Source organism: Streptomyces sp. NPDC030820 (assembly GCF_055572075.1).
Map to the genome: position 1 here is coordinate 399,464 of NZ_JBVIEB010000006.1, position 20,729 is coordinate 420,192.

17 protein-coding genes and 3 pseudogenes are annotated in these 20,729 nt (G+C 69.7%); 12 read left to right on the forward strand and 8 right to left on the reverse strand.

Going from position 1 to position 20,729, the window contains the following annotated elements:
- Positions 1 to 45 precede the first annotated feature (45 nt).
- From ACZ418_RS19495 to ACZ418_RS19505, 3 genes are read right to left on the reverse strand one after another with little or no spacing between them, the layout of a single operon-like run.
- Positions 46 to 711 (reverse strand): copper chaperone, encoded by a 666-nt coding sequence (locus tag ACZ418_RS19495; protein ID WP_468364137.1) that lies wholly within the window; start codon positions 709 to 711, stop codon positions 46 to 48.
- A 39-nt stretch (positions 712 to 750) separates the two neighbouring features.
- On the reverse strand, positions 751 to 1,101 hold the full coding sequence (locus tag ACZ418_RS19500) for an ArsR/SmtB family transcription factor (RefSeq protein ID WP_468364140.1): 351 nt from the start codon (positions 1,099 to 1,101) through the stop codon (positions 751 to 753).
- On the reverse strand, positions 1,088 to 1,522 hold the full coding sequence (locus ACZ418_RS19505; RefSeq protein ID WP_468364143.1) for an SRPBCC domain-containing protein: 435 nt from the start codon (positions 1,520 to 1,522) through the stop codon (positions 1,088 to 1,090). The genes ACZ418_RS19500 and ACZ418_RS19505 overlap by 14 nt, the downstream gene beginning before the upstream one ends.
- A 383-nt stretch (positions 1,523 to 1,905) precedes the next feature.
- On the opposite strand from ACZ418_RS19505, the gene ACZ418_RS19510 reads away from it, so the two are divergent.
- Entirely contained in the window at positions 1,906 to 2,403 is a 498-nt protein-coding gene (locus ACZ418_RS19510; RefSeq protein ID WP_468364145.1) for a hypothetical protein, read from the forward strand.
- 155 nt (positions 2,404 to 2,558) lie between these two features.
- Here the strand turns inward: ACZ418_RS19510 and ACZ418_RS19515 are convergent, their stop codons facing one another.
- The gene (locus tag ACZ418_RS19515) at positions 2,559 to 3,041 is read right to left on the reverse strand and encodes a hypothetical protein (RefSeq protein ID WP_468364148.1); all 483 of its coding nucleotides are present in this window, start codon (positions 3,039 to 3,041) and stop codon (positions 2,559 to 2,561) included.
- 491 nt (positions 3,042 to 3,532) lie between these two features.
- On the reverse strand, positions 3,533 to 4,225 hold the full coding sequence (locus ACZ418_RS19520; RefSeq protein ID WP_468364151.1) for a DUF899 domain-containing protein: 693 nt from the start codon (positions 4,223 to 4,225) through the stop codon (positions 3,533 to 3,535).
- A 154-nt stretch (positions 4,226 to 4,379) separates the two neighbouring features.
- Here ACZ418_RS19520 and ACZ418_RS19525 point away from each other — a divergent pair, with 154 nt between their 5' ends.
- Positions 4,380 to 4,922, forward strand: coding sequence for a GNAT family N-acetyltransferase (locus ACZ418_RS19525; RefSeq protein WP_468364153.1), 543 nt, complete (start codon positions 4,380 to 4,382; stop codon positions 4,920 to 4,922).
- Here ACZ418_RS19525 and ACZ418_RS19530 read toward each other — a convergent pair.
- Positions 4,906 to 5,698: pseudogene (locus ACZ418_RS19530) on the reverse strand (transposase). The gene ACZ418_RS19525 and the pseudogene ACZ418_RS19530 sit on opposite strands and share 17 nt — an antisense overlap.
- A gap of 274 nt (positions 5,699 to 5,972) precedes the next feature.
- The gene (locus tag ACZ418_RS19535) at positions 5,973 to 8,687 is read right to left on the reverse strand and encodes an AAA family ATPase (RefSeq protein ID WP_468364155.1); all 2,715 of its coding nucleotides are present in this window, start codon (positions 8,685 to 8,687) and stop codon (positions 5,973 to 5,975) included.
- Positions 8,688 to 9,129: 442 nt separating this feature from the next.
- Here ACZ418_RS19535 and ACZ418_RS19540 point away from each other — a divergent pair, with 442 nt between their 5' ends.
- From ACZ418_RS19540 to ACZ418_RS19565, 6 genes are all read left to right on the forward strand, one after another.
- Positions 9,130 to 9,354 (forward strand): heavy-metal-associated domain-containing protein, encoded by a 225-nt coding sequence (locus tag ACZ418_RS19540; RefSeq protein ID WP_468364157.1) that lies wholly within the window; start codon positions 9,130 to 9,132, stop codon positions 9,352 to 9,354.
- Positions 9,355 to 9,485: 131 nt separating this feature from the next.
- Positions 9,486 to 10,142 carry a DUF4386 family protein gene (locus tag ACZ418_RS19545; RefSeq protein WP_468364160.1) on the forward strand — a complete coding sequence of 219 codons (657 nt, stop codon included), beginning with the start codon at positions 9,486 to 9,488 and terminating at the stop codon, positions 10,140 to 10,142.
- A 504-nt stretch (positions 10,143 to 10,646) separates the two neighbouring features.
- On the forward strand, positions 10,647 to 10,880 hold the full coding sequence (locus ACZ418_RS19550) for a heavy-metal-associated domain-containing protein (protein WP_468364162.1): 234 nt from the start codon (positions 10,647 to 10,649) through the stop codon (positions 10,878 to 10,880).
- 26 nt (positions 10,881 to 10,906) lie between these two features.
- Positions 10,907 to 11,362, forward strand: coding sequence for a hypothetical protein (locus ACZ418_RS19555; RefSeq protein ID WP_468364165.1), 456 nt, complete (start codon positions 10,907 to 10,909; stop codon positions 11,360 to 11,362).
- Positions 11,363 to 11,480: 118 nt separating this feature from the next.
- Positions 11,481 to 11,783 carry a GNAT family N-acetyltransferase gene (locus ACZ418_RS19560; RefSeq protein WP_468364167.1) on the forward strand — a complete coding sequence of 101 codons (303 nt, stop codon included), beginning with the start codon at positions 11,481 to 11,483 and terminating at the stop codon, positions 11,781 to 11,783.
- 208 nt (positions 11,784 to 11,991) lie between these two features.
- Positions 11,992 to 15,249 (forward strand): heavy metal translocating P-type ATPase, encoded by a 3,258-nt coding sequence (locus ACZ418_RS19565; RefSeq protein WP_468364169.1) that lies wholly within the window; start codon positions 11,992 to 11,994, stop codon positions 15,247 to 15,249.
- Positions 15,250 to 15,522: 273 nt separating this feature from the next.
- On the opposite strand, the pseudogene ACZ418_RS19570 reads toward ACZ418_RS19565, so the two are convergent.
- Positions 15,523 to 15,720, reverse strand: a pseudogene (locus ACZ418_RS19570) (IS5 family transposase); the annotation flags it as partial.
- A 154-nt stretch (positions 15,721 to 15,874) separates the two neighbouring features.
- On the opposite strand from ACZ418_RS19570, the pseudogene ACZ418_RS19575 reads away from it, so the two are divergent.
- The 4 genes and pseudogenes from ACZ418_RS19575 to ACZ418_RS19590 all read left to right on the forward strand — a co-directional run.
- Positions 15,875 to 16,297, forward strand: a pseudogene (locus tag ACZ418_RS19575) (transposase family protein); the annotation flags it as partial.
- 373 nt (positions 16,298 to 16,670) lie between these two features.
- Complete coding sequence (locus ACZ418_RS19580) at positions 16,671 to 17,246, forward strand: hypothetical protein (protein WP_468364172.1); 576 nt, start codon at positions 16,671 to 16,673, stop codon at positions 17,244 to 17,246.
- 437 nt (positions 17,247 to 17,683) lie between these two features.
- Positions 17,684 to 19,315, forward strand: coding sequence for a sigma-70 family RNA polymerase sigma factor (locus ACZ418_RS19585; RefSeq protein ID WP_468364174.1), 1,632 nt, complete (start codon positions 17,684 to 17,686; stop codon positions 19,313 to 19,315).
- A gap of 524 nt (positions 19,316 to 19,839) precedes the next feature.
- Positions 19,840 to 20,718, forward strand: a complete 879-nt coding sequence (locus ACZ418_RS19590; RefSeq protein WP_468364177.1) for a GNAT family N-acetyltransferase — start codon at positions 19,840 to 19,842, stop codon at positions 20,716 to 20,718.
- Positions 20,719 to 20,729 lie beyond the last annotated feature (11 nt).

Genomic DNA, 20,729 nt, shown 5'->3' on the forward strand with positions numbered 1-20,729 from the left:
TGCCTGTCTTCTTTGCCTTGTTCTGCCTTGTCCTGCCTCGCGTCGCTACATCGGCGGTGGCGTGAGCCCCGGAACCACGGAGGGGGCGACGACGATCAAGAGTCCGAGCCCGACGATCGCCAGGGCCAGCGGTACATCGATCGCGGTCTTTGCGGGCAGGAGCTTCTGGGCGGAGACGAGGGCGGCGACCAACGACATCCACACCACGCTCATCACGCCCAGCGCCACCAGCATCGCCGTCAGCCCGATGCTCGATCCGGCGCAGTACAGCCCGAGCCTCAGCCCGGAACCTGCGACCTCGTGGCAGCGTCGCCGGAAACACCGCTTGACCGGCGTGAGCTCGTAGGCACTCGCGGCGATCACCACGGCGCCGGCGGCCGGCGATCCGTGCGGCCGGTCCAGCGCGTACGCCACGACACCGACGAGCGCCCAGACGGCGAGGTATGCCCCTGCGAACGGCAGGGCGCCACGCACCCTGCCGACCAGGCGGACGTGCCCGGCGACCGCCGGGGCCGCGCCCGGCAGCATCATCGCCGCCATCATCGTCATCCATGTCGCGGCGAAGAACCCGAACGGCCCGGGCCCGGTCGCGACCCCCATGTCCATGCCGAGCATCAGCCGGACCGCGGCCACCCAGCTTACCGCGGCGAGCCCGAGCGTCAGCCCCAGCACCATCGCCGGCGCGGTCGGGCGCCGGACGCCCACGTTCACCGTCGGTTCTCCCTCCGGTGTGTCAGGCGGCGGTCCTCGTCATGCGGATCCGCGCGCCTGCTCGTCGAGGTGATCTTTCAGGGCGCCGAGCGGGCTGTCCCAGTCGCGAGCCAGCGCGGCCAGGAACTGCTGCGCCACCTGCATCGGTGCGGACCGCAGCCGGTACCGCACCCGGCGCCGCTCACCCGGTTCGGCCGTGACCAGGCCGGCATCGGCCAGCAGGGCCAGGTGTTTGGCGATCGCCTGCCGGGTGATCGGCAGCCGGCCGGCCAGGTCCGTGGCCGTGGCCGGTCCCCCTGAGGCCAGCGCGGCCAGGATGGCGCGCCGGCTGGGGTCGGCCAGGGCGGCGAAGACCTGTTCGGCGATCGCTTCGATGTCAGGCTGCGGCATCGAGGTAGTCGACCAGTTCGCCCAGTTCGCGCGCCCAACCCTCGGTGTGGCCGTCGAACTCCTTGCGGTAGATCTCGTCCGGGAGCTGGGCGAAGCCGGTCTCGACCACGGTGAGCCGGGTGCCGGTGCCGACCGGTTCGAGCGTGAACTCCACATAGGTGCGGCGCGGATCGTCGTCGGGCAGTTCGGCCATTCGCCACGTGTAGCCGAACACCGTCGGCTCCTCCACCCGTTCCACCCGCATGGCGGCGGTGTGGCCACCGTCCCATTTCATCCAGGCCGAGCCGCCCGGGCGCAGATCGATCGCGGCCTCGTTGCCGAACCAGGCGCTCAGCCCTTCGGCCGTGGTGAGCGCCGCCCACACCTTGGCCGGCGGGTGCGCGATCTCGATGGTCCGCTCGATTCGATCAGGGAATGCCATGTCTGCCTCCAGAGGTATAGCAACCATCTGATTGCGATAGTATGGCAATCAAATGGTTGCGTCAACTGGATCGAGGTCCGGTCGCAAGCGGCCTGCCCAATAGCACGACGCGGTCTCCCCTTCTGTAGCGACACGCTGTGGTCTTCATGGTGAGTGGGCATCAGAGGATCAACCGAAAGGGCTAATGCCGCATCAATCCCCTTTGTTTCTCAGGTGCTTGACGTCCACTCGCGCCCCTGAAACGGCGGCATGCGACGCCAGAAATACCCCGATCGGCGCCCGAGGACAGTCATTCAATATGACTGATATGCCCGCTGTAGGTAATTTTGATCACGGCCGGCTGACGAGCCGGTATCTCTGAGACAGCAGACAGGAGAAGCGATATGAAGGTCCCCCGTTCCACCGTGGTCACCGCTGGAGCTGCGGCCGCCGCAGCTCTGGTCGCGACCGGCATCACCTACGCGTCGGCGGCCTCCGCCCCGGTGCCCCAGTCGGCCCCGGTCGTCGCCGCAGCGGCTCCGTCCGACGGCATGTCCGGGCAGGGCAAGGGCAACGAGGGCCGTGAGGGCCGTGAGGGCCGTGAGCGCCGTGAAGGCGACTGGGGCCGGATCGAGATCAACGAGCGGTCGTACTCCGCCCACCCGGGTGACTGCATCACCGTGGTCAGCGGACTGGGTGCCAAGACCCTGAACATCCGCAACGACACGCACAAGACCGTCGAGGTCTTCCGCGGGGCGGTCTGCGACAACGGCGCTCCCGTCGCTGTCGTCGGACCCCACAGCCAGAGCGACGGCGTGCGCGTGTGTCCCACCCGTGGCGTCCACGTCCATGACGGCGTGGTAGCCAGCTTCCGCGTGGTGCGGAACCACTGGGGCTACTAGCCCGGCGTCGAGTGAATGATCTGGAGCCCCGGCCCGCCGGAATCGGGCCGGGGCCCAGTACTGACCATTGTCCGACACCACCCGCGCCGTACGCAGCCTGCCGGAGCGGGGGACCAGAGGCTGCCGGCCTGCTGTCCCGGCGGTCGTCCGTTCGTTCACCGGCCGATGCGCCTGGTGATGCCTGCCCGAACGCCTCCCGCCGGTGCCTGTCCCGACGTCGTGGCCGTCGGCTTCCTTCCCGCGGTTTCCCACCGCCGAACGGGTGAGCGAGGCGTGAGCCGCAGGCTGCCGCTGCCCTTTCCCGTGGGCTGTGCCCCGGGGCACGGACCACCGACTGCCCGGTGGGCAACCATGTCGCCCTGGTCCGTGCACAGGGCCAGGACCGGATCGCAGCGACGCCCGGTGCTGTCCTCCTCCTCGCGGACGGCCGTTCCTGGCGGCGCCGGCCGCCGCCACCAGTACAGCAGCCACCGGCCGTCGCACCACACCCCGTGCCCCTGGAGGGTGAGCCGTTCGTGGTCGGGCTCGACACGGGAGCTGGGCGCGACCTGGTGCAGTGTGTGGCCGGAGTGGATCACCATGCGGCCGACCGTGTAAGGGATGTACCGCAGGGCGCGGAAGCGCTTGAGGTCGGCCACGGACTCGATCCAGCCCTTCGCCAGCGCCAGCCGGAACCGCTTGCATTCGCCGGACGACGAGTTCTGGGTCCGGAAGGCGTCCCGTCCCGTCCGTTTCCTGCGCGGGCAGTCCCGGCGACAGGTAGGGCGGCATCTCGAAGACGGCGTCCGTACCGAACAGGGTCGGCCGCCTAGGGCATCGCGGTCCCGCTGGACGAGATCGCCCGTCCGGCCGGGGCGGGACCGGGCACCGTCCACCGCCATTTTCCCACCACTTCGCCTTCCTCACCGAGATGACCGCCGAGACCGGCGCGAAGCAGGATCTGACCGATCTGACCGAAGCCGTCACGGCATTGGACGGTTCCATGGGGGCCCGAAGTCGAACAACTGGCGCCGGAGATACGTGAGTTGTTCGCCACGCTCCTCGCCCACGCGCAGCAGGCCGGCGGGGACGGTCTTCGACTGCCTCCGCCCACACGGCCCGGCACTCTGCCCATGACTGAACGTCAGTCCTACGTGTGCTGTCCCGGGCCGTAGAGTGCCGCGATCTCTTCGGAGGAGCTCCACCGGCTGTAGGTCGGATCCTGTGGCCAGCCGTCGGGCGAGTCCTGCCATTCCTCCTGTCGCCCGTAGGGCAACAGGTCGATGAGCGAGAACGTGTGACTGAGCTGCTCGACGCCACGACCGTTGGTGTGCCAGGTCCTGTAGACGGTGTCGCCGTCACGCAGGAAGACGTTGACGGCGAATCCGCCGCCGGGCGGCGCGCCGACGTCGCTGCCGAACGGGCTGTTCGCCGTGGAGTACCAGGTCATGCGGTTTCCGACTCGCCGCTTGTAAGCGAGTGCTTCCTCGATCGGCCCCTGGGTGACGATGACGAACCGGGCATCATATGCGTCCAGGAACTCCAGTCGGGTGAACTGCGACGTGAAGCCGGTGCAGCCCGGGCACTGCCACTGCTTGCCGGGGAACCACATGTGGTTGTAAACGATCAGTTGCGTGCTGCCTTCGAAGACGTCCACCAGCCGGACCGGCCCCTTCTCACCCTCAAGGGTGCACTCAGGCATCCGGACCATGGGCAGGCGGCGACGCTGGGCGGCGATCGCGTCCAGTTCCCGGGTCGCGGCCTTCTCCCGGGCGCGCACGGCATCGAGCTGTCGTTGCCAGGTCTCGGCGTCGACGACGGGCGGTAGTGCGTTGGCGCTCATGGGTCCCTCACTGTCGTGCGCGGAGCTTGCGGTGTTCAGGTGTAGACCCCGCACGGCGGTCGAACTCATCGGCGACCGGCGGCGCGATCACAACAGCCGAAAACCAAAGCCGACCTCGTGGCACAGAGCCCATTTTGTGATCCAGAATGATTGGATGGTCACGCTTGAGACTCCCCGTTTGATCCTGCGTCGCTGGCGCGAGGAAGACGTTGCGCCCATGGCTGCCGTCAATGCCGACCCCGAGGTCATGCGGTGGATCCGTGACGGCAGCGTCCGTGACGAACAGCAGACTCGCAGCGGGATCCAGGCATGGGAGAGCGAGTGGGAGTCACAGGGCTTCGGCCTGTTCGCCGTGGAGATCCGGTCCACTGGCGAGCTGGCAGGGTTCACCGGCCTTTCGGTGCCCCACTTCTTGCCGGAGGTACTGCCGGCGGTTGAGGTCGGCTGGCGGCTGGGACGTTCCCACTGGGGGCAGGGCTTGGCCACCGAGGCCGCTGTGGCCGCTGTACGGTTCGGGTTCGAAGAGCGAGGGCTGGAGCGGATCGTCAGCATCGCTCAAGTGGGCAACGACGCCTCCGAACGGATCATGACCAAACTGGGGATGCATCCGGTCCGTGAGACCGTCAATCCCACCTGCGGTCGGCGGGTACGGGTGTTCGAGTTGTCGTCGGACCAGTACGTCACAACCACTCGTTGATGGCGGCAACGAGGACGGTAGCCTCGTAGCGGACCGCGAGTTTGTCGTACCCGGTGGCCACGGTCGATGTCTCTTGGTCCGCGGCGACAGCGTCGGGCCGGGTTCGAGGCCGGCCGACAGGCAGACGGACCCGTATCTTCTGCAGCACGGGGACGAACTGCGGGCTGTCGGCGGCCTGTCCTGCGGTCAGTACGAGTGACAGCGGACGGCACTTGCGGTCAGCCGCGAGATGAATCTTGCTCGTCAGTCCACCACGGGATCTGCCGAGCAGGGCTTGGTTCAAGCGGAGCTTGCGCCGTCGCCTGATACGCCGTCGCTCTTCCTGCTCGGGGTCGTCCCTGCCGTCCTGTCCGTTCTGCTCTGGCGGGCCGCCCCTTTTTGCCGGGCCTGCTTCTGCTCGGCGGCGGCTTCCTCAAGGGCCTCCATGACGTCCTTGCCGATGTGCATCCCGGCCGCGTCGTGGTGGCGCGGGCAGTGGTGGAGTCCACGCTGACCAGGGATAAGTCCGCCTGTCCCCGGCGGGCGGCCTCGGCGATCACGCCTTCCAGAAGAGCGGAGAAGACCCCGGCGTCCCGCCAGACGCGAAAGCGCCCGTAGACGGTCGCGCACGGTCCGAACTCGGAGGGCATCTCGCGCCCCTGGGCGCTGGGCCGGAACCGCCGGATCACCCCCTCGAACTGTTCCCGCAGCCGCTCGGGGTACGGACCGTACTCGCCTATCGGCAGGTACGGCTCAATGAACTCCCACTGCTCGTCGGTGAGTTGCCTACGTGTCACACCCAGCGTCCTACCAGGCCTCGTCCCCGCACGGGACCAGAACCCAGATTGATCACGACCTCACACGGGCCCTCGCGCCCACAAGGCCCGGGCGCTGCGCGACGACGAGGACTCGGTCGACGTGCAGGCCATCGTCGTGGCCGCACCGACGACCAGGCGCGATCGGCGCATGTGGCCGCCCCGGAATGCTCGCGGAGGTCATCTTTGACGCCCTCATCCCTCAAGAGACGAAGGCTCGAGTTCCGGGCGGTCTCCGGGTGCAAGGCCATGCCGGTCACAGGTCGAGCGGAAGAGCGGTGAGCTCGGCTCGGGAGCTGACGCCCAACTTTGAGTAACAGTTCCTCAAGTGAAAGTCGACCGTACGTGAACTGACGAACAGCTGTGCGGCCACGTCCCGGTTCGATAGGCCCTGCCGGACCAGGGCGGCGACCTGGCGTTCCTGCGGGGTGAGCTCGGTGGCGGTGGTGGCGTCGCGGCGGCGGGCAGTCTCCCCGGAGGCGCGCAGTTCCTGCGCGGCCCGCTCGGCCCACGGGGCGGCGCCGAGGTCCTCGAACAGCGCCAGCGCGGTGCGTAGGTGCTCGCGGGCGTCGACCCGGCGGCGGGCGCGGCGCAGGTACTCGCCGAATGCCAGGTGGGTGCGGGCCCGGTTGGGCAGCCGCAGCGAGTTGGCGTGCGTGGCGAGTGCCCGCTGGAAGTGGTTCTCGGCGTCGCCGTCGCGGACGAGCAGGGCGCGGCCGTGCTCGACAACGGCGGTCGCAGCCGGCAGGCCGGTGCCCGCGGCGAACTGCTCCAGCTCGGCCAGCCAGGTGCGGGCGAGGTCGGGGCGGTCGCTGCGGACGGCGGCATCGAACAGGTCGAGGGCGGCTAGGCGGCGCCACACAGGCCCTTCGATCTGCTTGAGGTAGTGCAGCGCGGTCACCGGCTGCGTGGCCGCGCGCAACCCGCGGGCCCAGTACGTCAGATCGGCGACGAGGCCGTCGGTAATGCCGACCGGGTGCTTGTCCCGAATCTCGGTGACCCTGTCCAGGTGGCGGTCGGCGGCGTCGTCTCCGCGCAGCGCCGCGACCAGGGCGAGTTGCGCGGTGGGCAGCGCGGTCAGCCCGGGGTGACCGGTGCCGACGGTCAGTGGCAGCGCCTCGGCGGCGGCACCGGCGGCCTTCGCCCAGGCGCCGGTCGCGATCTGGAAGTGGACGCCGCGAGTGAGGGCGTACGCGACCATGTTCAGCGCGCCCACGCGGCGGGCGGCGGTCAGCTGCTGCTCATGCAACCGCAGTCCGCGCTCGTCGTCGTCGATCAGCATCGCGGCGATGCCCAGGTTGGGCTGCAGCACGTAGTCGTCGACCGGGTCGGCGTCGGTGAGGATGAACGCGCTCCGGAAGGACTCCGCGGCGGCCTCCCAGTGGCTGCGGGCCACAGCCCCGAAGCCGTGCAGCAGGGCCCAGGCAGCCCGCACCCGGGGCGGCGCATCTGGCGCGGGCTTTGCCACCAGCGCGGTCGGGTTCACCGCGCGCGGGGACCGGGCGCCGAACGCCGCGAGCGACGCGGCGAGCATCGCCAGCTGAGCAGCCAGCGCCGCGTCGGCGTCGGCGGCGACCTCGGCGGCCTGCAGGATGAGGTCGTAGCCGTCGCTCAGCGAGCGGGTGTTCCACTCGATCTTCCCCTGCAGCGCGAGCAGTTGCGCCCGCAGCAGCGGATCAGTCACGTCTGCCGCGGCGGCCTGGGCGAGTGTTGAGGCGCGCGACGGGTGCGCACCCAGCCAGGCCGAGGACGCGGCCAGGTACAGCCGTCGACCGCGGGCCTCACGACTCGAGGTGAGCTCTGCGGCGCGGGCCCACGAGGCGGCCGCAGCCTCGTGGCCACCGCGGGCCGCGGCGCGCTCAGCTACCCCGTCGAGAGCGGCGACGACGTCCACGTCGGGCCGGTCGACGGCGGCGGCCAGGTGCCAGGCCCGCCGCTCGGGGTCTTCGGTCAGCACGTCCGCGAGCACACGGTGCGCGGCTCGGCGCTGCGCGCTGGTGGCCGCCCGGTAGACCGCCGAACGCACCAGCGGGTGGTAAAAGGCGACAGCATCGCCGTCCACGCGCAGCAACCCGGATCGTTCCACTGCATCCAGGGCGGCATCAGCAGCATCGAGGCGCTCGGCGGCGTCGCGGACCACGGTCAGCCGGGCGGTGTCGTCGGTCGCGGCGACCAGCAGAAACCGCTGCGCGGCCTCGTCGAGGCGGCGGTAGCGGCTGAGGAAGGCGCGCTCCACGCCGCCGGTCAGCGGCAACGGGGTGAGCAGCGGCGCCCGGCCGGCCAATTGGTCAGCGGTGAGCACCCCGGCCAGCTCGACCAGCGCGAGCGGGTTGCCGCCGGTACCCGCGACCAGCTGGTCGCACACCGCTGGATCGATGTCGGTCCCGGCGCGGGCGGACAGAAGCGCGCCGGCGTCGGCGCCGGTCACGCCGCCGAGCACGATGGTGGGCAGGTCCCCGGCGTCGAAGCGCCGGGCGTCGCCGTCGCGGGCGGCGAACAGCAGCGCCACGCGCTCGGCCTGCAGCCGACGGGCGGCGAACAGCAGCGCCGCGGCCGACGCGTCGTCGAGCCAGTGCGCGTCGTCGACGACGACCAGCAGCGGCGCCTCTTCGGCAGCATCGGCGAGCAGATTCAGCGTGCCGAGGAACGCCAGGAAGCGGTCACCCTCGCCCTCGGCCTCACCCATCGCTGCGCGCAGCGCTGCGGCCTGCGGTGCCGGCAGGGCGGCGATTTGGGTGCGCAACGGCCACAGCAGCCGTTGCAGCGCGGCGAAGGCCAGCGGCGATTCGGACTCCACACCGGAGGTACGCAGAACTCGCAGATCCCGCGCGGCTGCCAGCGCGTCGTCCAGCAACGTCGACTTGCCGACCCCGGCGACGCCACGCACCACCAGCGCGCCCCCGTTGCCAGCGCGCGCGGCGTCGAGCAGCGCGGCGATCGCCGCGCGTTCGGGATCCCGTCCGACCAGCACGAACCCAACGGTACCTAACGCGGTCCCGGAGGAAGACCCGGCAACATCACCGGGTGCGTGATCAGGCGAGTGGTGAGCCTGGCAGACCATCACCCCGCGTCCGAGGAGGAGCCATGTGAGCGGCCTGGTCGTCACGGCCGTAGGCGTGCTGCTGGTCTCCGGCGCCGGGCGGGACCTCCGACGCCGCCGACGTGCTGCCCGGCTTTCCTATTCGTCGGCGCCCGTCTCGGGCCGATGCTCGGCGCCATCGCCATCGCCATCGCCATCGAACATCGCCGTGGACGTGATGAGCGATGTGACTACGACCGGGCCTTCGCCGTCACCGTTGGCGTCCTTCCACCGAGCCCGGCGGAAAACCCGGCGATTTCCCCGGTGAGACGCAGCTACTCCCGGGCCGACTCTTCTACCTGACCGGCACCACTAGCACCCCAAGGAGTTCCCTGTGCCGACCAGAACCTTCATCGGCTCGACCACCTTCACGGTCGAGGGCATGGCCTGCGCACACTGCCAGCACGCGGTCACCGAGCAGATCGCCGGCGTCCACAACGTCGGCTGCGTCACCGCTGACCTGTCCTCCACGACCGTCACCGTCACCGCCTCTCGCCCCGTGGATCACGCCGACAACTCCGCCGCCGTCGACGAGGCCGGCCCCGTCCTCATCCCATGACACCGTCCATCCCGCACGCCACCCGGAGGCCTGCCGTGCCCAGCACATTGCCCTCTCTGGGCGCAACCCCCGCACCCGCCGAACCCCTGGCGCGTCGCACGTCGCTGCGACTGTCCGCCATGCTGCTTCTCGTGGGACAACTCCTCTACATCGTGGTCACCCAGTTCCACACGGGTGGGGACGCAAATGACCACCACGCCGTGTTCGCCGATTACGCCGACAGCAGGGTCTGGACACTCGTGCACCTCGGCCAATTCGCGGGGATGGCGATCCTCCTCGCAGGGCTGCTCGCCTTGTTCTTCGCTCTGGATGGTCACAGCAGAACGGCGAGATGGGCGGGTCGGTTCGGTGCCGCGGCCGCGGCGGTGACGCTGGCGTTGTACGGCGTCCTCCAGGCAGTGGACGGGGTCGCCCTGAAGCAGGCCGTGAATGCCTGGGCGAGCGCCCCGGCTGCCGAGAAGGCGGCGCGCTTCGCGAGCGCCGAGGCCATCCGCTGGCTTGAGTGGGGCGTGAGGAGCTACCAGGACTTCGCCCTGGGCCTTGCCGTGCTCCTGTTCGCGCTCGCCGCCGTGCGGACGGCTTGGATCCCGCGGCCGATAGTCCACCTGATGGGGCTTTCCGGCCTTAGCTACCTGGTGCAGGGCTGGGTTGTCGGCTCTGTGGGCTTCTCTCGGGCGGAGTCGATCGCAATCGTGCTGGCCTTCGTCCTGGACGTGTCGTGGATGATCTGGCTGGCCGTGGTCGCCTGGCGGATGCAGGGTTCGGAGGCCTCGTCGCTCGACCGGTGAAGGCCTGGGCGGGGCTCTGGTCACCTTCGACATCACCGGACCGTGCCGACGCGTAGCCGACGATCGGCCCCAGCCACGACGCCCTGCGTAGCACCTGGGGCCGATCCGAGACCCTGCCTTCGACCAGCCGCGGAACGCGGTGGCCGCCTTATCTGGGGCGGCTTACCGCGACGTCGACCCCGGTCTCAACAGCTGAGAACGCTCAGAACGACCACGCCCCGGCGGCTAGGCGGCCTAGCCGCCCCGCCCAAGAGCATGCCCATGCCCGCCGCCGCCCGACCCCCGCGCCCGGCCTGTCGACGGACTCAGCGATTGAAGGCTTGCGGCCACCCATCTCACCTCGCCGTGCCCGGTGGCAAGCCCGGCACGGGCGCCACCGGGAACGGTCCCGCGATTAGGACCACTGACGTGGCCGATCCCGGCGATTTTCCCGGTGAGATGCACCCAGCGCCGGGTCGACTCTTGTCTCTGACCGCACCGCCACTACCACCTCAAGGAGTTCCCTTGCTCTCCGGCACCCCCCGCACGTTCATCGGCTCAACCACCTTCGAGGTCACCGGCATGACCTGTGCGCATTGCGTCCGCTCCGTCACCGAGGAGATCTCGAGTGTCGTCGGCGTCGACTCCGTCACCATCGACCTGGCCACCGGCAGCGTCACTGTCACCGCCTCCCAGCCCGTCGACCGCGCCGACATCGCCGCCGCAGTCGACGAGGCCGGCTACGCCCTCGTCCCGTGACCCGTACCCATCTTTGGAGACAAGCCGTGCACAGCCAATCCGCCACCCCCACCGCGGTCCCCACGCCCACCAATGCCGCGGCGCACAACGGCCACCGCCTGAGCGCCAAGAAATTCGCCCTCCACTTCGCCGAGATGGTCGTGGCCATGGTCGTCGGCATGGCGGTCCTGCACCCAGTGTGGATGTTCGTCCTCGACGCCCTCGGCGCCGCCGGACTGATGCACAGCCCTTACTCCAGCGGGCTGATCATGGCGACAAACATGACGGTGGCCATGTCCGCGTGGATGAAGGTCCGCGGCCACCGTTGGCGGCCCATCGCCGAGATGGGTGCGGCCATGTACCTGCCCTTCCTGGCGCTGTTCGTGCCGCTGGCGCTCAAGATCATCGACGCCAGCGCCCTGATGCTGTGGGGCCACTTGCTCATGCTCCCGGCGATGGCCGTGGCCATGCTGCTGCGCCCGCACGAGTACGCGCACTGCTGAGGCATCGACCCCGGCCCGGCGACGTCGGTGGCACCTGGGCATCGCGCGAACCCGACCGCGGCGGCGGGGGCCGTCCTCCCCGCTCCCGCCCACCTCACTCAATGAGAGGACGCCCACAATGACCCAGGTCCCGATCCGCCGGGCCACGCCGGACGACGCCGTCGACGTGGCCGCGATGCTCTGCGAGATCGCCGCCCACGAGGATCAGACGGCGCAGGTACATGTCACCGATGAGCAGTGGCGCGCCCTGCTCGGACGCCCCGAGGTGCACGTCCTGCTGGCCGAGCGTAGCGGCCAGGCGCTCGGCTACGTCTCCTCCGTCCGCCGGCTGCACCTGTGGACGGCGGCGACGTGCTCAACCTCGACGACCTCTCCGTCCGCCCCGTGCACCGCGACGCCGGCGTCGGGCGACAACTCATGACGGCTCTCGCCGCACTGGCCACACCCGGGCGACTCCTCATCCGCTGGGGCTCGAGGTCGACAACGTCGACGCGCAGCGGTTCTACCACCACCTCGGTGCCACCCTCCGACCCAAGATCCCGCCGCCTGGCCTCCCCGCGCGTACGCCGACTTGGCCACCAGCGGCCATCAGCCGTAGCCCACGTACCCCGCCCGAACAGGAGACAGCAATGACCAGCACCGCATCGACCGCGGCCGCGGCAACCGCCGACTGCACGCTCGACATCGGCGGCATGACGTGTGCCTCGTGCGTCGGCCGGGTGGAGAAGGCGCTTCGCCGCATCGACGGGGTGGCAGACGCGGTGGTCAACCTGGCCACCGAGGTCGCCACCGTCCGCTTCGACCCAACGCAAGTGGGGCTGCGGGAGCTGGCCATAGCGGTCAACCGGGCCGGCTACACCGCGACCCCTCGCAGCGACACACGGTCTGCCGCCGGGCAGGCGATTGCCGCCGCGAACGCAGCAGAGGGCGACGAGCGGGCAAGCGAGACCCACCTGACGTCGCTCAAGCGCAAATGGCAGGTCACCCTCGCCATTGGCCTCGGGCTGATGGTGCTCATGTATGTGCCGCTCTACCTCGACGCGATGGACTGGCTGATGCCAGCCATCCTCGTGATCGCCACGGTTGTGCAGTTCTGGGCCGGTCGGGACGTCTACCGAGCCGCCTGGGCCGCCGCGCGGCATCGCAGCACGAACATGAACACCCTCGTGGCGCTCGGCACCGGGGTCGCCTACGCCTACAGCGCGTTCGTCACCCTCTGGCCCGCGACCGCCGAGCGGTGGGGCCTGCCACTGCACGTGTACTTCGAGACCTCGCTGGTCATCCTAGCCCTCGTCCTCGCCGGCCGTTGGATGGAGGCGAAGGCGAAGAAGCAGACCGCCGCAGCGATCAACGCCCTGGTCGGGCTGGCTCCGAAGACCGCCCGCGTGCTGCGCGGCGGTGCCGCGGTCGACGTCCCGGTCGAGCAGGTCGTCGTCGGCGACCTGGTGCGGGTCCGGCCCGGCGAGAAGATCCCGGTCGACGGCGTCGTCACCGAAGGCGCCACAGCGGTCGACGAGAGCATGCTGACCGGCGAGAGCCTGCCGGTGGACAAGGCCGTCGGCGATCAGGTCATCGGCGCCACGATCAACCACACCGGTACGGTGGTGCTGCGGGTTACCGCGGTCGGCGCAGACAGCGCGCTGGCGCAGATCATCCAGTTGGTCGAGAACGCACAGGGCGCGAAGGTGCCGCTGCAGAGCCTCGCCGACCGGGTCTCGGCCTGGTTCGTTCCTATCGTGCTCGGCCTGGCCGCGGCCACCTTCGTCGCGTGGGCGATGCTTGGCCCGGATACCGGGCGGCTGACGACGGCGATCAGCACCACGATCGCGGTGCTGATCATCGCCTGCCCCTGCGCACTCGGTCTGGCCACGCCAACGGCGGTGATGGTCGGCACCGGCCGCGCCGCAGAGCTGGGCATCCTCATCGGCAACGGGGACACGCTGGAGACCGCGCGAGGCGTCACCGCCGTGGTGCTTGACAAGACCGGCACGATCACCCGGGGCAAGCCGACCCTGACCGACATCACCACCACCGGTGGCTGGACCGAGGACGACATCCTGGCTCTCGTGGCGGCCGCCGAAACCGGCAGTGAACACCCGGTCGGCGAGGCCATCGTCACCGCCGCCACCGCTCGCTCCCTCGACCTGCCAGCGCTGCACTCCTTCGACGCCGTTCCCGGGCACGGCATCGACGCCGTCGTCAGCGAGAGGCGCGTGCTCGTGGGAAACGCCGCGCTGATGGCCGCCCGCGGCGTCGACGTCGCCGCGCTGGAGCCCACCGCCGCCACTGCGGCCACGGCCGGTCGCACGCCGATGTTCGTCGCGGTCGACGGGGCCGCGACCGCCGTGCTCACCGTGGCCGACACGGTCAAGCCGGAGTCGGCCGAGGCGGTTGCCCAGCTGAAGGCGCTGGGCCTGCAGGTGTGGATGCTCACCGGCGACCATGCCGCCACCGCCGCGGCGATCGCTGAGCAAGTCGGCATCGAGCATGTGCTCGCCGAAGTGCTGCCGGCCGAGAAGGCGGCGAAGGTGCGCGAACTGCAGGAGCAGGGGGACGTCGTCGCCTTCTGCGGAGACGGTATCAATGACGCCGGCGCCCTCAGCGAAGCCGCGATCGGCGTGGCGCTCGGCACCGGCGCCGACGTTGCGATCGCCGCGTCCGACATCACCCTGGTCGGTGGCGACCTTCGCGGGATCGTCTCGGCGATCGCGCTGTCGCGGCGCACCGTGGCGACGATGAAGCAGGGTCTGGGCTGGGCATTCGGCTACAACCTGCTGCTCATCCCGGTCGCCGCCGGGGCGCTGTACTGGTGGAACGGCCTGCTGCTAGACCCAGTGCTGGCCAGTGCGGCGATGGCGATGAGCTCGGTCAGCGTAGTCACCAACGCGCTGCGGCTGCGCCGCTTCCGCCGTCCGGCCGGGGCTCAGGAGATCCTGCACCCGCCGCTGCAAGCTAGGGCCAGCCAGTACGCCTACCTCACCGGCATTGCGGTCGTCGCCCTGGCCCTGGGCACGGGACTGACTGCAGTCAGCCGCATGGACTTCGCCGAGCGCGGCATGAACGGCCAGCTTGCCTGGGTGCAGGGCACTGGTATGCCGATGCGCCCGGCGATGAGCGTGATGATGACCGCTGACATCCCGACGATCGACGCCGCTGAGGCAGGGCTCGATGTCCACCTCCACCTGCCTGCACGTACTCGGGTCGGCGTGCCGACCCGGCTGGTTGTCACCGTCGTGGACAGCAGGACAGGGCAGCCGGTGCAGGACCTGACCCGCAGCCACGAGGCGTGGATGCACCTGATCGCCACCCGCGCCGACCTCGGCACGTTCGCCCACGTGCATCCGCAGCCGACTGGCCGGCCGGGGCAGCTCGCGGTGGACATTACCTTCCCCACCGCCGGGCAGTACATCGTCAACACCGAGTTCCGTCGACAGGGCCAGATGGCCGACGTCCACTCCCGGCAGGTGCTCACCGTTGCTGGCTCCGCCCCCGTGCCGGTGCCCCTCACCGCGGGCCCGCGCAGCGCCGTCGTGGACGGCGTCCGTGTGAGACTCGATGGCGACGCCGAGGCGGGCGGGCGCAGCGACCTGCACTACACCTTCAGCGACGCCGCTACGGGCCGCCCGGTTGACGACCTGCAGCCCTACCTCGCCGCCGCCGGGCACATCGTGGTCATGCGTGCCGATGGGCAGACCTTCGCCCACGAACACGCTGCGGCCACCGACGCCGACGGTCGCCCGATCTTCGCCCTGCCCGGCCAGGCCTTTGGCCCCGAACTCGACGTGCACGCGGAGTTCCCCACCGCCGGGACCTACAGGCTGTGGGCGCAGTTCCGGCTTGCCGACGGTGAAGTGATCACTGTGCCGTTCACCGTCCAAGCCCGCTGATCGAAGGAGAGCCCGATGACCACCACCATCACCACCTCCGCGAGCGGCCCGGCGCTGGCGACGTCGGAGCAGGCACACCTACGCCCAGCTCCGCGCCGACGCAAGGAGGCAGCCGGTGGAGGCGCCGGACGCGGGGGCAGCAGCCGTTTCGGCGATCACCGCTCGCGCCGGCGGCAGTGGGCCGATGCCGAAGACTCGAACTCTCTCCTCTGCGGTCAGTGAGCCCAAGTGGCAGAAGGACGGCGTGTTCGCCCAGCTCACCAGTGTGCTGCGCACGGGGGTGAATCCCCTGCTCCCGGGGGTGAGACGGACGATTTCCATGTCGATGCCGAGGGCGGCGGCGTGCTCAACGAGGTGCTGGCGGTAGCCGCCGTCCACCCAGACCTTGCGGATGGTGGGGTGGGCGACGGCCACTTGGTCGACCAGGTGGGTGCCGGCGACGGAGTCCTGCAGGCTCGCGGCCGTGACCAGGAAAGGTCTCGAGGCGGCCAATCCCGTCTCCACTCGCGCGGGATCAGCACTCCAAGCCATCACATTGCGTGGAACGCAAGCCCGGCTGTTCACTCCACACGTGGGCCTGCGATGGCGACGCCTGCGGGTGGTTCAAGATCTTCGCCACCCCGAGCAGGAAGAGCGACGGCGTATCAGGCGACGGCGCAAGCTCCGCTTGAACCAAGCCCTGCTCGGCAGATCCCGTGGTGGACTGACGAGCAAGATTCATCTCGCGGCTGACCGCAAGTGCCGTCCGCTGTCACTCGTACTGACTAACCGCTCTTACCTGCGGAAACGCAACATCAAGGCAGTCATCCCGGAGAAGAAGGACCAGGCCGCCAACCGGAAGAAGAAAGGCCGCCGGGGCGGCCGTACCACATGCCACGACGGCGATCTTTACAAGGAGCGGAACACCGTTGAGTGGCTCATCAACAAGTTGAAGGCATGGCGGGGAATCGCGACTCGATACGACAAGACGCCCGAGAGCTACCTCGCCGGCCTCCACCTCCGTGCCTCGACGATCTGGATCAACGACCTCCTGAAGGCAACTACCTGATCACAACATCACACAGGCCCTAGTGCGGCGTGAGGACAAAACGGTCATACCAGCCCCAGTCGCACTTGTCAGTGAGGTGGCGTCCGCGCCCGCCGCCGATCGCGGCGGCCCGGGCCGGGCGGCGCTCAGCACCCTCGCGGGCACCGCGAACAGCGTGAGATCACGCTGTCACCTGCGCCGCGAGCCGCGCCCTTCGCGGCAGGAGTGAGGGCTGGCACACAGACGGCCACGGCTCTTGCCGCATACCGTGAGAGCGAAGGAGGGACTTCTTGCTGGCGTGTACATGCTTTCCCATGTGGGACGCGACCATGAGGGCGGTGCACCAACAGCGGCGGTTCGCGGGGCCATCAGCTGCCGGAAGGAACAGGGGAAGATGAGCGAGCAGGGGGACCCCACTGCCCCCGCCGGTATGACGGCCGGCGCCTTCTCACTGGACAGTGCCGCGCTGCGCCGCCGCTACCGGCGGGTTCTACGGCAGCTCGGCGTGTGCGTGGTCTTGCTCGTGCCTTGGACCGTGTACCTCGGGGTGTCATTGCCGGATCGCTTCGAGGCCCGGTACTGGCCCATGGTGTGGGTCGGCTTCGATGTCATGCTGCTGGTGTCGTTGGCCGGTGCGGGAGCGGCGGTGTGGCTGAGACGGCAGGCCATGGTCCCGCTGTCGTACGTGGCCGCCACACTGCTGATATGCGATGCCTGGTTCGATGTCTCCTTGGACTGGGGAAGAGCGGATGTGTGGTGGAGTGCCGCCTCAGCCGTACTGGTCGAGCTGCCCCTCGCCGTCATGCTCATAGTGCGGGCGCGACGGGTGCTGAAGGTGTCGGCCCGGCTGGCCTGGCAGCGACTCGGCCTGCCGGGAGAGCCTCCGCCGCTGCACAGAATGCCGCTGTTCGTCGACCTTGCATCGACGGCCGGCCGCGAGGCTGGTTCGACACGGGCTGAGGGCGTCTGACGATCCTCGCTGCGGGACTCAGGCCCCCGGATGATCACCAACCACCTCACGGCCGGACAGCGCGCGGGCGCCTCTTCCTGGGCCCATCCAGGGCCGTAGCGGCCAGGCACGGGGACGACTGCACATGCCCTCCCGTCCAGGGCATGGTCGCGATCCTCCTGACACAGGTGGCGATGGAAAGCCCGACACCAACGCCGCTGATGTCGGACTTCTGAGGACAGCGGCCCGCAGTTGAAGGCCGTCCGGCCGGACGGGCGTCGTCATCAGCCCCGACCCCCTGCCGTCCACTCGGTACGGCCGCAGGAGTATGCGGACGTGTGGTCTTCGACGACAGCCGAACTGAAACTCACTCTCGAAGAACTGTTATCCGGGGCGCATCGAGTGATCTCCCAGGTATCGGACACAATCGTTCGGCCTCGATGACAGGAAGCATGTGCATGAGTACGCAGGACGCGGTGGAGACAGCGGTACTGGTCACGGCCGCCAGGGAGGGCGACACCCAAGCCCAGGACGCGCTGGTCAACGCCTACCTCCCGCTGGTCTACAACATTGTGGGCCGGGCTCTGAACGGCTCGGTGGACGTCGACGACGTGGTACAGGAGACCATGTTGCGCGCCCTGGACGGGCTCGGCGAACTGCGTACTCCCGAGCGCTTTCGCGCCTGGCTCGTGGCGATCGCGATGAACCAGGTCCGAGCCCACTGGCAGAACCGGCGCTTCGCCCCGGGCACGATGGAGGAAGCCGAGGATCTGGCCGATCCGGGCGCTGACTTCGTTGACCTGACGGTGGTCCAACTCCAGCTCGCCGGACAACGCCAGGAGACAGCGAAGGCGACGCGCTGGCTGGAGCCCGATGACCGGGGACTGCTGTCGCTGTGGTGGCTGGAGTGTGCGGGCGAGCTCACCCGGGCCGAAGTGGCTGCGGCTTTGGACCTCTCGCCCCAGCACACAGCGGTCCGCGTACAGCGCATGAAGGCGCAGCTCGAGGCGGCCCGCGTGGTCGTACGAGCGCTCGACGCACGGCCACGATGCGAGGAACTCCGCACCGTGCTGGCTTCCTGGGACGGCAGGCCCTCGGCTCTGTGGCGTAAGCGAATAGCCCGGCACGCCCGCGGCTGTACCCGCTGCAGCGGACTGTGGAGCGGTCTGATGCCCGCAGAAGGACTGCTGGCCGGTCTGGCGCTGATCGCGGTGTCGACTGCGTTGCTCGCCAAGGTGTCTGCCGCTTCGGGGACTGCTGTCCCGGCGGGTTCTGCCGCAGCGCTGGGGGTCACCGAGGGCGACACCGGATCGGGCCCGGGCGCTGCGCGACGTGGCATACGGGGCGGGACCGGCTCGCGCCGCCAGTCCCGTCGGCGTCGGCGCATGCGGCGCCGGGCGGCCGGCGGGGCCGTCGTTGCGGCCTGCGTGGTCGGTGGTGGTCTGTGGTACTTCGGTACGGATTCCGGAACCGGCCGCGACAGCGCGAGCGCGGAGCGAAGAGCGGCGGCCCCCGTACCGGACCTCGCCACGCCCAGTACCGCTGGTGTCTCGCCGTCGGCCTCCCCCTCACCGTCCCCGGTGAAGCCGAAGAAGTCACGGGCTGCGAAGGCAACGGGCCGCGGGAGGGAGAGCGGGCCCACCGACCGGCAGCCCACCACCCGACCGACCGCGACCCCGGCGCGCACCGCGGAGGCACCGGACCGGACGGACGTCGTCGGCCAGGTGGTCGCGCTGGTGAACAAGGAGCGGGCAGGCGTCGGCTGCGGCCCCCTCACCGAGGATCCGCAACTGCAGAAGGCGGCCCAGAGTCACTCCGACGACATGGCCACTCGTCACTTCTTCGACCACACCAACCCAGACGGCGCCGACCCCGGACAGCGCATCACGGCCGTCGGCTATCGCTGGTCCACGTACGGCGAGAACATCGCCGAAGGCCAGCAGACTGCCGCAGCCGTCATGGAGTCCTGGATGAACAGTCCCGGTCACAGGGCGAACATCCTCAACTGCTCGTTCAAGGACATCGGCGTGGGTGTCGACAAGGGTGCGGGCGGCCCGTGGTGGACGCAGGACTTCGGCGCCAAGCAGTGACGGCACCCCCGAGTACGGGCCGGTGCTGAAGTGCTGCCTTGGCGACAATCGTTACGACGAGGTCGTGGGCGAAGTCGTACGGGGCCTGGTGTTCGGGGATTCGGAGGTCGTGATGTGCCGTGGTAGCCGGAAGACCTGGGTACCGCCGGCCGGGCTGTGGCACCAGCCGTAGCCGATGGGTTCGATCACGTCGGGGCGGTGGTGCGGGATGGAGCGCGGCACCGGCCACCGCCGGTTCGACCCCGGTTCGACCAGTCCGCACGGCCGTCCGCACGACCTGCGGCCCGGCTGACCCGGGCAGAGCCAGGACTGCCGGTGTCTGCTCCGCCGTCACCAGATACGGCAGCACGGCGAGGACGGCCAGTTCGGCGTCGCCGGACAACAGCGCCAACTGGCCGATACCCACGTGCCGCCCACCAACTCCCGTGCGACCACAGGCGATTGGCAGCTTGCCCGTGGCATGACGATGACTCATCTCCGGGCGTTCGCCTTCCAGCGGTCGAGTCCATCCGGGATGCTGAAGCATGCGCTCGGATGACTGGCACCTCACCGAAAACGTCGACGACTTTCTCGCCCGAGCCGGAGAATTCCTGCGCTCGCGCCCCGCCCTGCACACCATGCCACTGTCGGTTACCGAGAAACTGCGCACACTCGGGGCGGCCGCATACGGCGGCGGAGTCCCCGTCTTCGGCCGGCTGGAGCGAGCGGGCGAGGTCTGCGCCATCTTCTACCGATTCCCGCCCCGCGGCCTGAGCCTCACCTCTCTCACCCCCGAGCAGGCCGACACCCTCGCCGCCCACCTGGTCGCCCTCGGGCACTCCCTTCCCTTCGTCAGCGCGGACCACAGCACCGCCACCGCTTTCGCCGAGGCCTGGCAGCGGCATACAGGCGCAACGCCGACACTCCGCGTTCGGCTCCACCTGTACCGCCTCGGCACGCTCAACCCGCCGAAGCCGGTCCCAGCGGGCCGGGGTCGACTCGTGGGCGAGCAGGACCACGAGCACCTCATGCACTGGTGCCGTGAGTTCGCCGCGGACGTCGGGGAGGTCGTCGCCATTGACGCCGCTTCCTGGGCCGGTACACGCTTCGCCGAGAAACGCTATACGTTCTGGGAGACCCCGGACGGCACGCCCGTCTCCATGGCGGGCGTGAACCCGATGGTCGCCGGCCAGGTCCGGGTCGACCCCGTCTACACGCCGGCCCACCTGCGCGGTCGCGGCTACGCGGGCGCCGTGACGGTCGAGGTGAGCCGGGGCGCGCTGGCCGCAGGCGCCACGGATGTCGTGCTGTTCACGAACGCGGCCAATCCCACCAGCAACGCCCTCTACCAGCGCATCGGCTACCAACGGATCACCGACTTCGCCGTGTACGACTTCGCGTATGCCGCAGCGGAAGCCAGTTGAGGACGAGACGG

Bases quoted from the DNA above. Each gene is read 5' to 3' on its own strand.
- ACZ418_RS19590 (WP_468364177.1), top strand. From the start codon at position 19,840: ATGCGCTCGGATGACTGGCACCTCACCGAAAACGTCGACGACTTTCTC.
- ACZ418_RS19510 (WP_468364145.1), top strand. From the start codon at position 1,906: ATGAAGGTCCCCCGTTCCACCGTGGTCACCGCTGGAGCTGCGGCCGCC.
- ACZ418_RS19500 (WP_468364140.1), bottom strand. From the start codon at position 1,101: ATGCCGCAGCCTGACATCGAAGCGATCGCCGAACAGGTCTTCGCCGCC.
- ACZ418_RS19585 (WP_468364174.1), top strand. From the start codon at position 17,684: ATGAGTACGCAGGACGCGGTGGAGACAGCGGTACTGGTCACGGCCGCC.
- ACZ418_RS19520 (WP_468364151.1), bottom strand. From the start codon at position 4,225: ATGAGCGCCAACGCACTACCGCCCGTCGTCGACGCCGAGACCTGGCAA.
- ACZ418_RS19560 (WP_468364167.1), top strand. From the start codon at position 11,481: ATGACCCAGGTCCCGATCCGCCGGGCCACGCCGGACGACGCCGTCGAC.
- ACZ418_RS19580 (WP_468364172.1), top strand. From the start codon at position 16,671: ATGAGCGAGCAGGGGGACCCCACTGCCCCCGCCGGTATGACGGCCGGC.
- ACZ418_RS19525 (WP_468364153.1), top strand. From the start codon at position 4,380: ATGGTCACGCTTGAGACTCCCCGTTTGATCCTGCGTCGCTGGCGCGAG.
- ACZ418_RS19505 (WP_468364143.1), bottom strand. From the start codon at position 1,522: ATGGCATTCCCTGATCGAATCGAGCGGACCATCGAGATCGCGCACCCG.
- ACZ418_RS19565 (WP_468364169.1), top strand. From the start codon at position 11,992: ATGACCAGCACCGCATCGACCGCGGCCGCGGCAACCGCCGACTGCACG.